This window comes from Pseudoalteromonas sp. J2K-J599, assembly GCF_059295115.2.
Genome location: NZ_CM200272.1, coordinates 490,420 through 502,993, shown reverse-complemented (window position 1 = coordinate 502,993; position 12,574 = coordinate 490,420). Strand labels below are relative to the sequence as shown.

General features: G+C 38.5%; 12 protein-coding genes. 9 read left to right on the top strand and 3 right to left on the bottom strand.

Translation table 11 applies throughout. The features are described from left to right. The first annotated feature begins 302 nt into the window (after nt 1-302). Nucleotides 303-3,422, top strand: a complete 3,120-nt coding sequence (locus AC5NT5_RS19060) for a TonB-dependent receptor (protein WP_165742535.1) — start codon at nt 303-305, stop codon at nt 3,420-3,422. 52 nt (nt 3,423-3,474) lie between these two features. Here AC5NT5_RS19060 and AC5NT5_RS19055 read toward each other — a convergent pair whose 3' ends face one another. After that, nucleotides 3,475-3,906: a MarR family winged helix-turn-helix transcriptional regulator gene (locus tag AC5NT5_RS19055; RefSeq protein ID WP_182671132.1), complete on the bottom strand. Its 432-nt coding sequence runs from the start codon at nt 3,904-3,906 to the stop codon at nt 3,475-3,477. A 152-nt stretch (nt 3,907-4,058) separates the two neighbouring features. Between AC5NT5_RS19055 and hmgA the strand changes: the two genes are divergently transcribed. Both hmgA and maiA read left to right on the top strand, forming a co-directional pair. Beyond that, entirely contained in the window at nt 4,059-5,360 is a 1,302-nt protein-coding gene (gene hmgA / locus AC5NT5_RS19050; protein ID WP_024591818.1) for a homogentisate 1,2-dioxygenase, read from the top strand. Between the two features lie 2 nt (nt 5,361-5,362). After that, nucleotides 5,363-5,992: a maleylacetoacetate isomerase gene (gene maiA, locus AC5NT5_RS19045; RefSeq protein ID WP_024591819.1), complete on the top strand. Its 630-nt coding sequence runs from the start codon at nt 5,363-5,365 to the stop codon at nt 5,990-5,992. 11 nt (nt 5,993-6,003) lie between these two features. Here maiA and AC5NT5_RS19040 read toward each other — a convergent pair whose 3' ends face one another. After that, the gene (locus tag AC5NT5_RS19040; protein WP_007375551.1) at nt 6,004-6,237 is read right to left on the bottom strand and encodes a TIGR02647 family protein; all 234 of its coding nucleotides are present in this window, start codon (nt 6,235-6,237) and stop codon (nt 6,004-6,006) included. 126 nt (nt 6,238-6,363) lie between these two features. Here AC5NT5_RS19040 and AC5NT5_RS19035 point away from each other — a divergent pair, with 126 nt between their 5' ends. Beyond that, nucleotides 6,364-6,666 (top strand): DUF1496 domain-containing protein, encoded by a 303-nt coding sequence (locus tag AC5NT5_RS19035; protein ID WP_494513801.1) that lies wholly within the window; start codon nt 6,364-6,366, stop codon nt 6,664-6,666. Between the two features lie 54 nt (nt 6,667-6,720). Further along, nucleotides 6,721-7,029 (top strand): VF530 family protein, encoded by a 309-nt coding sequence (locus AC5NT5_RS19030; protein ID WP_024591820.1) that lies wholly within the window; start codon nt 6,721-6,723, stop codon nt 7,027-7,029. A gap of 51 nt (nt 7,030-7,080) precedes the next feature. Here AC5NT5_RS19030 and AC5NT5_RS19025 read toward each other — a convergent pair whose 3' ends face one another. Further along, the gene (locus AC5NT5_RS19025) at nt 7,081-8,700 is read right to left on the bottom strand and encodes a diacylglycerol kinase family protein (protein ID WP_494513800.1); all 1,620 of its coding nucleotides are present in this window, start codon (nt 8,698-8,700) and stop codon (nt 7,081-7,083) included. A 348-nt stretch (nt 8,701-9,048) separates the two neighbouring features. On the opposite strand from AC5NT5_RS19025, the gene AC5NT5_RS19020 reads away from it, so the two are divergent. The 4 genes from AC5NT5_RS19020 to AC5NT5_RS19005 all read left to right on the top strand — a co-directional run bounded on the left by AC5NT5_RS19020 (nt 9,049) and on the right by AC5NT5_RS19005 (nt 12,524). Then, nucleotides 9,049-9,573 carry a sigma-70 family RNA polymerase sigma factor gene (locus tag AC5NT5_RS19020; protein WP_182673610.1) on the top strand — a complete coding sequence of 175 codons (525 nt, stop codon included), beginning with the start codon at nt 9,049-9,051 and terminating at the stop codon, nt 9,571-9,573. Next, nucleotides 9,570-10,253 carry an anti-sigma factor gene (locus AC5NT5_RS19015; RefSeq protein ID WP_182673611.1) on the top strand — a complete coding sequence of 228 codons (684 nt, stop codon included), beginning with the start codon at nt 9,570-9,572 and terminating at the stop codon, nt 10,251-10,253. The genes AC5NT5_RS19020 and AC5NT5_RS19015 overlap by 4 nt, the downstream gene beginning before the upstream one ends. A gap of 157 nt (nt 10,254-10,410) precedes the next feature. Continuing rightward, entirely contained in the window at nt 10,411-12,003 is a 1,593-nt protein-coding gene (locus AC5NT5_RS19010; protein WP_182673612.1) for a DUF4331 domain-containing protein, read from the top strand. Between the two features lie 11 nt (nt 12,004-12,014). Then, nucleotides 12,015-12,524, top strand: a complete 510-nt coding sequence (locus AC5NT5_RS19005) for a cadherin-like domain-containing protein (protein ID WP_149603607.1) — start codon at nt 12,015-12,017, stop codon at nt 12,522-12,524. The last annotated feature ends 50 nt before the right edge of the window (nt 12,525-12,574 follow it).

The following is a 12,574-nucleotide window of genomic DNA, read 5'->3' as shown; positions in this document are numbered from 1 at the left end:
TTGTTAACAAAACCCATTGCAAATTTGTAATGGGTTTTTTGTTTTTCACACCCCAATTTCACATGTTTGTCATAAAGCCCACGTAATATATACCCCGATATAGAGTTATTGCTCAAAAAAACACTCAAATAGACAAAAATAGTACTATTTATTAAAAATATATTGCAGTTGTATTTTATTTGTAACGAATAAATAAGGTACACTAGTAACGGATTTTGAATAAATGAACTTTAACTGTTTATTTTGAAAAATTTTAAAATAAAAATATAAAAATTTAATTAATAACTACACGGGAAAATTAAATGAAAACTCAATTACGCAAAACAGCTCTTTCACTTGCTATTGCAGCATGTGTTGGTGTAAGTGGCGCTGCAATGGCTAACGAAACGACCTCTGCAATTAAAGGTCAAGTAATGGGGCCTAACGGCAACCCAGCAGCCGGCACTAAAGTAACAATTTTACACGTACCTTCTGGATCAGTAAAAACAACTGAAGTAAATGACGCTGGTTATTTTACAGCTAAAGGCCTGCGAGTTGGCGGTCCTTATAAAGTAATTGTTGATTCAGATGTATATGCAGACCAAGAATTCAATAACATTATTCTTAATATTGGTAACGATTATCCAGTAAACGTTTCTCTTGAGTCACAATCAAGCATGGAACAAATCGTAGTTTCTGGCGCGCCAATTAGCTCTATGTCTGGCGGTACTGGTCCGGCGTCTACTTTCACACTTACAGATCTAGAGAATCAGCCTGCTATTAACCGTGATTTAAAAGATATCATTCGTGTTGATCCACGAGTAGCAATAGATGATAGCCGCGGCACTATTAACTGTGGTGGCGGTAATCCAAAATTTAATAGTTTAACGCTAGACGGCGTTCGTATGAACGATAACTTCGGCTTAAGCTCAAATGGTTACCCTACTATTCGCGCACCTTTTTCTTTTGATTCAATTGAGCAAGTAGCTGTAGAACTTGCACCATTTGATGTTCAGTACGGTGGATTTACAGCGTGTAACATCAATGCTGTAACTAAATCTGGCGGCAACGAAATTCATGGTGGCGTGTTTTTCGATTACACAAATGATTCAATGAAAGGTGATAAAATTGAAGGCGAAGACGTTGATAACGGTAGTTATAATGAAAAACGCTACGGTTTTAATGTTGGCTTACCTCTAATTAAAGATTCATTATTTTTATATACTTCATATGAAAAGCTAGAAGGGGTAGCACAATTCAATTATGACCCTTTAGGTTCAAGTGTTTCTGAAAGCGACTTAGCTCGTATCCAACAAATTTCACAAAATGTGTATGGTTATGATGCAGGTACCACTCCTTCGAGTGCACCTGTAGAAGATGAAAAAATATTAATTAAATTAGATTGGAACATTAACGATTCTCACCGTGCTAACTTAGTTTATAACTATAATGACGGCTTTACATTATCTCAATCAGATACTGGTTCAACTCGCCTATCGTTAGATAGTCACTTTTATGAGCAAGGTGCAGAATTTACTTCAATCATCGGTTCAATATACTCAGACTGGAATGACGATTTTTCAACTGAAGTTCGTTTAGGTAAATCGGAACTAGATGCACGTGTTGAATCACTTGATGCTGCAAGCAGCTTTGGTGAATTCCAAGTAAACACATCGGATGGAGGTCGAGTATATTTAGGTCCAGATGATTCTCGTCAATCAAACGATTTAAATTACGATACAACTACATTTAAACTTGCTGGTACTTACTACCTTGACCAGCACACGATAACAGCTGGTTACGAGTATGAAGAGCTAGAAGTATTTAACCAATTCGTTCAACACACGCAAGGTGAATGGAGTTTTGCAAGTATTGATGATTACGAAGCAGGAATTGCAAGTGCAATTTTCTACAATAATGCCGCAGGTACGAATAATGCTGCAGATGCCGGCGCTAGCTTCTCATATGCTCAACATACTTTTTATATTCAAGATGAATATAGCTTCTCAGACATTGATGCATCACTAACGTTTGGTCTTCGTTACGACAGTTACACTAGCGATGACAAGCCTACTTTAAATGAAAACTATACTGCACGTTATGGTTTCAGTAACCAATCAACATTTGATGGTGTGGATTTAGTTCAACCACGTATTGGCTTTGAATGGTATGCAACTGATGCACTTGAAGTTCGCGCAGGTTTGGGCTTATTTTCAGGTGGTAATCCGAATGTGTGGTTATCTAACTCATATTCAAACGACGGCATCACAAATATTAGCGCAAATCAGTTTGGATCTATTGATTTATTTGCTACACCAAATGTGAATGGTGGAAAACCAGGTTTTGATGTACCACAATCACAGTTTGATAAAGTAGCTAACACAGTAATTGGTTCTGGAGATAGCTTTACGAACGCCGTAGCTTCTGATTTTGAAATCCCATCGGAATGGAAATATTCAGTAGGGGCTACTTATACAACAGAAGACGAATATGTAATCTCATTAGATTATCTCTACACCAAAAAGCGTGATGCAGCAACGTTAATGGACCAAGCCCTTACTGACAGTGGTACTACTACTTTTGATGGTCGTCCAATTTTAACCTCTATTGAAGGACGTGACGGTGATTTACTTTTAACAAATGTTAATGGTGACAGTGGTGAAACTTCAATTATCTCTGCAGCTGTAAGCAAAGCATTCGATAACGGTATTAAAGTACAACTATCATATGCTTATACAGATGCTGATGATGTTAACCCAATGACAAGTTCAACAGCGAGCTCTAACTACGGTAACTTGGCAACGTCTAACCCGTTAGATCCTGGTGTATCTTCATCAGATTATGAAATACCTCATCGCTTTACATTAAACCTTGCTTACACACATGAATTTATCGATGGATATAGCACTCGCTTTAATTTATTTGGTGAAGCATACAAAGGCTTGCCTTACAGCTTCACATTTAATGGTAACGATGAAGATACATTTGGTGATTTTAATTCAAATGATTCTCGCCAACTACTTTATGTACCGTTAGTAAACGATCCTAACGTTGTTTATAACATGTCAGCAGATGAGATTAATGAATTTAATGAGTTCATTGCATCTGAAGGATTAAAACGTGGTGAAATTTCAGGTCGTAACGCGCAAAACTCTGATTGGTTTGTTAAGTTTAACTTTAAGCTAACTCAAGAAGTACCTGGGTTCATGGATGGCCATAAAGGTGAAGCATTCTTCGTAATCGATAACTTAACTAATATGTTAAACGATGATTGGGGTGTACTGAAAAAAGGTCCTTTCGTTGGTGCTCGTATGATTTCAACAGATATTGATGACCAAGGCCGTTACGTTTATTCAAACTTTAACGGGAATAACGCAAGCACCACAACTCAACGTGATGCATCTCTTTGGGAAATGCGTGTAGGTGTTCGTTACACTTTCTAATTTAGAACTGTAGCCTAAAACATCTTTTAAAAGCCCACTTTGGTGGGCTTTTTTATGCCTTTAATTTGTTATTTAACTTTTCAAAAATACCCACTAACACTTCGTATTCTTCATTAGTCAAAGTGCTTAGTAATTGTTTTTCCCAATTCAGTGCATCGGGTGCTATTTGCTCATATAAGCTTTGACCTACTTTACTCAGTACAAGTAAGGCCGCGCGTTTGTCTTGTGCATTTAACTCACTTTTCACTAAACCTTTATCTATTAAAACTTTTACCGCACGCGACACAGTCGACTTGTCCATATTTGCTTGCGTGCATAAATCCTTTGCGTTGCTCTGACCATACTGCGCTAAATTAGCAAGTATTCGCCACTGGGGAATATTTAAACCGTACTTAGTTTGATAAACCTCGGCAAAGTCATTACTTACACGTGTTGCTACATTCGTTAATTGATAAGGTAAAAACGTTGCTAAATCAATTTTCATTTTTAGTTATCCCAGCTTTATAAGGCTTACTTTGGTGTTCATTAATATTTACACGGATGCGTAGTTGCACATTTGATATTAGTCTCACTTGAGAGTATCTTAACTGAAATAAAAATAATATTAAACCAACCCCCCTCTCACAGGAGTCAGTAATGGCGACACAATTAAGTTATATGACAGGTTTTGGTAATGAATTTGAAACACAAGCGCTACCCGGTGCACTGCCAATAGGACAATTTAGCCCACAAAAAGTTAAATACGATTTATACACAGAGCAATTTAGTTCGACTGCATTTACGGCTCCTCGCGCTTCAAATCGTCGCACTTGGTTTTACCGCCTTCGTCCGTCTGTAGTGCAAGGTGATTACCAAGCAATTGATAACGGCCTAATAAGAACAGCCCCAATCACTGAAGCCGTAACACCACCAACAATGCTACGTTGGAATCCTATTGATATGCCTTCACAGCCTACTGATTTTATTGATGGGTTAGTAACGATGGCTGCTAATGGCAGTGCTAATGGGCAATCTGGTATTGGCATTCATGTATATGTCGCTAATCAGTCAATGCAAGGGCGTTACTTTTGCAATGCCGATGGCGAAATGTTGTTTGTCCCTCAGCAAGGTGAGTTATTAATTCACACCGAGTGCGGTAAGTTAAGCATTAAACCAGGTGAAATTGCTGTAGTTCCCAGAGGAATTAAGTTCTCTGTTGATTTAATTGATAATACAGCCCGTGGTTATATTTGTGAAAATTATGGCCATGCGTTAGAGCTTGCAGAGCGAGGACCTGTTGGTGCAAACGGTTATGCCAACGACAGAGACTTTCAATACCCTGTAGCGGCCTTTGAAGATAAAGAAGGTGACTTTGAGCTTGTTTCTAAATTTAACGGTAATTTATTTAGCTGTGAAATTAAGCACTCTCCTTTTGATGTGGTTGCATGGACGGGTAATAGTGCGCCCTATAAATACGACTTATCGCGTTTTAATGTAATGAATACAGTGAGCTTTGATCACCCCGATCCTTCTATATTCACTGTACTAACCTCTCCTTCTGCTACTGAGGGTATGGCAAATGTCGATTTTGTGATATTTCCACCGCGTTGGATGGTAGCCGAAAATACATTTCGCCCGCCGTATTATCACCGCAATATTATGAGTGAATTTATGGGCTTAATTGAAGGTGTGTATGATGCAAAAGAGCATGGTTTTGTACCTGGTGGCGCAAGTTTACACAATTGTATGTCGCCACATGGACCTGAAGCCGACGTATTTGAAAAAGCCTCAAACGCTGAGCTTACACCACAAAAATATGAAAACACATTGGCCTTTATGTTTGAGTCGCGCTATATAATTTCACCGACAAAATATGCATTAGAAGGTAAAGAGCGCCAACCAAATTACACCGATTGCTGGCGCACAATTAAAAAACAATTTACAGGTTCACAGGATTAATTATGAAATTATACAGCTACTTTCGCTCATCAGCGGCTTATAGAGTGCGTATAGCGCTTAACTTAAAAGCAATCGATCATGAACTTGCTATTGTTAACCTTTTAAAATCGGAGCAGCTTGGGAAAGAATACTTAGCGACTAATCCGCAAGGCTTACTACCGGCACTTGAAACCAATGATGGTGTTTTAGCACAATCGCTTGCAATACTTGAGTGGCTAGATGAAACTTATCCGCAATCGCCATTAATTACAGGGACTGCGTGGCAAAAGTCGCAAATAAGAAACTTAAGCTTTGCCATTGCTTGCGATATTCATCCTGTTAATAATTTACGCGTGCTGAAGTATTTATCAAACGAATTAGGTGTTGATGACGAGGCTAAAAATAAATGGTATCGACATTGGATAGAAGTGGGTTTTGAAAAAATAGAACTGATGCTAAACGAAAATAATGGCTACTGCTTTGGTGACCAACCAACACTTGCTGACATTTGTTTAGTGCCGCAAGTATTTAATGCAATTCGTTTTAACGTAGATATGAGCGCTTATCCAAAAATTGCAGCCATTTACGAACATTGTAATAAATTAGCTGCATTTAATGACGCTGCACCGCAAAATCAACCCGATGCAAATTAAGCTAATTTAGATTAACTTTGTAGCGCGCTATGAATAACCGTAACGTGCTCAATTAAATCTAAGCCCAGATCAGTTAAATATCCGCCATCTGGGCTATCTATAATCCCTTTTTCAAATAAACGTTGCGCTGCGCTAAGTAAGCTTGGCTCTGCGTCTGAATGTAATTTAATACCCTGCATTTTACTGTCGCGAGGAAACTTTGCTAATAGTGTGAATTCTTCGATCATTGTTTGATTAAATTGCATTGTGTGCACCTTTTTATTGTTCTGTGAATAACTAATTTTATACTTAAAATCACTTTGTGTACTTTACACTAGCACGTTTTTTAGCTTAATGTATTATTTTTAACCCTCCCTATTTAAAGGCCTCTAATGCGTAACTTTTTAATTCTATGTTTTTGTTTTAGCAGCTTATCGTATTCAATACTTAGTGAAGCAACAACGCTAAAAACCCATTCAATTATTGATGCAAACCAGTTTGTAAATGAAGAAGCTAACTGTTGGTACGACAACAAACGCTATAGCGAAGGCGCATTAATACAAGTTCATTCTTTTACACTTTTGTGTGGTGCTAAAACACCCCAACACAGTAACAGCCAACTCATTTGGCTTAAAATAGATAAGCAAGGTAATGCTATTTACCCAACAGCTTCTAAAACAATCACTGTGAATTAGCGCTAAAAGCTGATTTAAGCTACAATGCATGCAGTTTAAATAAGTAGTATGGCTATGAATAATCAACCTAAAAACCCTCTACATGGGGTAACATTAGAACAAATACTTGTTGAGTTAGAACAACGACTTGGCTGGAGAACACTTGGCGAGCAAGTAAAAATTAAATGTTTTACTGATCAACCCAGCATTAAATCGAGTTTAAAGTTTTTGCGTAAAACGCCTTGGGCTCGCGATAAAGTGGAAGCACTTTATATTCACACTATAAATAATAAGCCTATTCGTAGACCAAAAAGTGCACCAAGAGAAACATCTTCTCAAGCACCGGATACAACAGGGTTTGTTTGGCCATCAATTAAAAAGTGATGTAAAAAAAGGAGCTAATTTAGCTCCTTTTTTGATTATAACTTGCGCGATTTATTGCTCTTTGCAAATCACATTTAATGAAGCCGGCTCAATAGTAATAACCAGTTTTTGAGCGGTTTTAACTTCACCATCTAGTACGTACTTAAGCTCTCCTTCGCCTGTAACCTCTACTCTTTTGGCATTTGTATGGTGAGAGTTTATAGCTAAATGTGTTTGCGTTAAGCTACTAAACATCAGCTCTGCAATACTTAGTACTGTGGTTGAATCTTCATTATTTGGTGTTAACCAATTTATATCGAGTAGCCCGTCACTATGATCAGGTTGTCCGCCACCTTGAGCCAATAACGTTGTAAAAGGCGCAGCATTGGCTACAATAAAACTATTAGTACATATTTCTTTTGGCTCATTATCATCGAGTTTTACTTTAAGTAACTGCGATTTTTGCTCGCCAAACGCTTCAAAAAAACCATTTAAATAGGCAAGTTGCCCCGACTTATTTTTCGACTCTCTATCTGCTTTTTCTATCATTGATTGCTCAAAACCAATACCCGCGAGCAGTAGTACTAATTCATTATTACAATAAGCAGTATCTATTATGCTTGTTTGACCATCTATAATTAAGTCACAAGCCTGTTCAACAGGAATAAATTTAGAGGTAATACCCATCAATACATGCGCAAGGGCGTTTGCAGTCCCCATAGGGATGATGCCTAGTTTACATTGTGTATTTACAAGTACGCTTGCAACTTCGGCCACCGTACCATCTCCCCCGCATGCGATAATAATATCCGGCTTTTGCGCAATTTCCTGTTTAGCCAGCTCAATACCGTTAACTTCTTTTGTAGTAGTGAGTACTTTCAGATCGTAATAGTCCGATAGCCGCGCAACAATTAAGTGCTCTTTTTCTTCCCATAATCGTGTACCAGATACAGGGTTTGCAATTAAAACGGCTTTGTTTTTAATCAGTAATTCGCCTTTTTTATGTCGCTTAGCTAAATGGCGAAGTTGATGCTTATTTAAATTTGCGGTTTCGCGGGTTTCTTTTATTTGTGCAAGTACTTCATGCACATCTGCATTTTTGTTTTGGCTCAGTAAATAAGCCGCCATGACAAAAACAGAGCGCCCACGCCCTAAAGCACAATGAACGACTACGCGATGGTCTTCTTTAATATGGTGATGAATCCAATTAATAGCCTGATTTAACTGAGAATGGGTAGGAATACTATGATCGAGCACCGGAATGTTTAAATAATTAATATTCTCTTGTGTTGAACTCCACTCGAGTCCGTCGAATTCACACGTAACATCTAAAATCGCCGTAATCCCGTTATCTTTTAATGTGTCTATATCTGAGGGAAATAATCGGCAAGCTAAAAATAGGTTTTCGTTTATTTGTTGAATGGGCGGCACTTTATCGCGCTTACGTGACCAGGCGTTATAAATTTGCACACCGAATAAAAATGGCACAAACGCCCACCGTATATAAAATGGGATCACCCCATTTTCACGCTTTCTAAATATTTTTGCTGTATTAAAAATATACGCGGTACTCACTAATAAAAGTGACAGCGCAGTCCAATAAAAAACAATAGCAAAATAAACAGAGTTCACTTCCCAACCAATAAAAATAAGCAGTAGTGCTAATAGTGAATAACTAATTGCAGCCCACATAGTCTCTCCTTTGTGAAAATAATGCCGATTTATAATCTTAATTTAAACGGCTTTAAGTAGTCTTTTGCAAATATCACGCCATATAAATGCCATTTAAAATTCAAACGCGAACAGTAGATCATTGATATCTATAGTAATTAATAAACTAAAATCTACTACAGACCGCTCTTTGTGCATTTTTTACAAACATGTGAATAAATTATACCTACACGTCTAAATTTCAAACACTGATCGGTTATTGCTTGTACTTACGTATAAAGCAACTAATCTAAAAGGCAATTAAATTTTTTGCATCCAAATCACACTCTCAACCGTTTACTCAATGATAATAAGAAAAACAGGACCCCTATGGATAACGATGATTTACTCCCCCTTTTGTGCGCAACAGCACAAGGAGACAAAAATGCTTTCTCAAGTTTATATCAACAAACTAGCGGCAAACTTTTTGCTATTAGCTTAAATATGCTCACTAACAGGGCTTATGCAGAAGAGGCACTACAAGACGCTTTTATAAAAATTTGGCATAACGCATCTGAATATAACGCCTCTAAAGGCACCGTTATTAGTTGGATGATAAGTATAGTCAGATACAGAAGTCTTGACTTACTTCGCTATCACAAAGTACGAAAAGAGCAGTCTTTAGGCGATGACGAATATGAAAATGAAAGTATCGACGTTAATTACGATGAAGAAACGAAACTGGTCAATTGTATCGAACAGCTTGAGCCGCAACAAAAACAAGCTATTCACTTAGCTTATTATAAGGGGCTGAGTCATAGCGAGTTAGTCGATCATATAGAAACGCCATTAGGTACAGTTAAAAGCTGGATCAGGCGTGGGCTTATGCAGCTACAAAGGTGTTTAACATTATGAATTATAATAAACCCGAACTATTAGACGCGCTTGCTGGTCAGTACGTGCTTGGCACACTTAGAGGGCTTGCCCGAAAGCGTTTTCAGCGTCTGTTACTTAACTCAAATCAAGCACGTGAAGCAACAAATATGTGGGAGCAAAACCTAAACAACTTAGCGAGTGCTATTACACCGCAAACGCCACGTGACGATGTATGGGTAAATATACTACAGCGTATTGAGAACAGACCACAAACAAGTAAAACAGTCATACATACCAAGCCTTCAATTTGGCGTACATGGTCTTTTGTGGCAACTGCCGCATGCATTGTTTTAGCCTTTTTGGTTATTCAGCCTAGTACCAATGTTATGCAAACTCAGCAAATTGCTTTGGTTCAAAATCAAGATAAACAATCATTGTGGTTTATTGATGTAAGCGAGCAAGGGCTCTCAATTAAAGCTAGCAGCCAATTGGTTGCTCAAACTAATAAAGATTATGAGCTGTGGATGATTTTAAAAGGTCAAGATGCACCTATTTCATTGGGTTTACTGCCCAAGCAAGGCAGTAAAATATTATTTAAAGATAACCGCTTCAACGCAAGTGATATCGCATTGTTAGCAGTGAGCTTAGAGCCTATTGGTGGCTCACCAAATGGCTCTCCCACTGAAGTGCTTTACACCACAGAGCTGGTACTTTTATAACCCGACTTTCATGACTAAAGTTGGCTGTTTACTTAAAGCAGCCAACCTACTCTCTAACTTTTTTAACAAAAAATAAAATAATTTAACTTTTTTGCATCCAATTTAAATCTCGCCCCGTTATTAGCTATGACTTCAATCAAAACTAAAGGACAAAGTCATGAAAGCTTTAACTCCATCAATACTCGCAGTAGTAATATGTAGTACGTTTGTAAGTGCACCAAGTGAAGCATCTAGCCACAGAGAAGCGCCAAATATAAGCCGTTTCCCGACTTTAGATTCTACCGATTTTTATGTATTTAATAGTTACGAGCAAGGTCGTGATGATTACGTCACATTAATTGCTAATTACATCCCGCTGCAAGATGCCTACGGCGGTCCTAATTACTTTGCAATGGACCCAGATGCTACCTACAGCATTCATATAGATAACGACGGCGATGCTGTTGAAGATATTACATTTGCGTTTAACTTTAAAAGCATGCTTCCTAATGATAACCAAGGTGTGCAATTAACTGTTGGACCTGAAGGTAATCAACGCACCGTGTCTGTACCGCTTAAAAATGTAGGCGGTGTATCTGCCGGAGATAACAGCGCTGCAAATTTTAGCGAATCATACACAGTAAGCATGATAAGCGGCGCGCAGCGTACTGGCGAAACAACGGTATTAAATAACACTGCATCAAGCTCCAGCACATTTTCTAAACCGCTTGATTATGTGGGTAATAAAACATTTGGTTCAATGAGCGATTATCAAACTTATGCTGACCAATTTGTGTATCAGGTTTCAATTCCTAACTGTGAAAGTATGGCACAAGTTTTTGTAGGGCAACGTAAAGACCCATTTGTAGTTAACCTAGGTAAAACATTTGATTTAGTAAACTATGTACCTGTAGAGGGTGATAGCGCCCCAGGTGCTGGTGACGGCGGTGGTTTTCCTGGTGGCATAACACAATCAGCTGATAACGACGACCTTGCAGATAAAAACGTAACATCAATCGCTATCGAAATACCTAAAAGCTGTATTGTTGGTGAAGGTAATGGCGTAATAGGTTCGTGGACAACAGCAAGCCTACCTCAAGCTCGCGTATTAAATCCTAATGCTAAATTTGCTAATAATGGTGTTAATGGTGGTGCTTTAACACAAGTTTCACGCTTGGGTAGCCCGCTTGTAAACGAGCTTGTAATTGGCATTAAAGACAAGGACACATTCTCCACTGCTCACCCTAAAGATGATGCACAATTTTTAGATTATGTATCTCACCCAGCACTACCAGAGTTATTAAACATTTTGTTTAAAGATGCTGTTAATACGACCCTTGGCGCAAACTTAGAAACACTGGCACCCACAAACTTCCCGCGTACTGATTTAATCACTGCATTTTTAACAGGTTTTGCAGGCGTTAATCAGCAAGCAACTGTAACACCTTCAGAAATGCTGCGTTTAAATACAGGCATTGCAGCAACAGCGCAAGCTGATCAATCTGCATTTGGTGTAGCGGGTAATGATTTAGCCGGCTTCCCAAATGGTCGTCGCCCGGGTGATGATGTGGTTGATATTGCACTTCGTGTTGTGATGGGTCGTTTATGTCATCCGATTCCTGTAAATGGTGAAGACACTGATTTAGGACTTTGTGCACCAGAGGATGCTAATACAGGCACAGTGCCATTTACAGACGGCGCACCTATTGATGCAACAATGATGGACTCAACATTCCCATACCTTGCAACACCACTTGCTGGCTCTAAATAAGGAGTAAAATAATGCGTAATTTAAAAACTACCCATATTTGTGTTCTCCTCAGTGCATTAACATTGGGAGCATGTAGTAGCGATGATGATAAAAAACAGCCTACACCGGTTGTAAACACAGCGCCTACCGCAAGTGATGCAATGCTAACTACACAAACTGAGGTAAGCATTACCGATATGCTTAGCGCAACCGACAATGATGGCGATTCGCTTACTTATTCGTTAACAAGTGAGCCAACTCTTGGAACTGTTACCGTTAATAGCGACGGTAACTTTACCTATACACCAAATAAAGAAGTGACAGGTTCAGATAGTTTTATGTTTGGTGTAAGTGATGGCGTTAATTCGCAAGTAACTGCAACAGTAAACATTACAATTGACGCACTACAAGTCGACTTTGCTCAATTTGCAACCGATGCATTTAATCAAGCGCCAAATGCAGAGCCGTTAACTGTTAACGGTCGGGTGTTTACAAACACAGATACCGATGTTGATGGATTAATTTCAACAAACGGTAACTAACCAAGTAATTAAGCTGACAGGCCATGGATGGCTTTTTTCAAAGGATATTT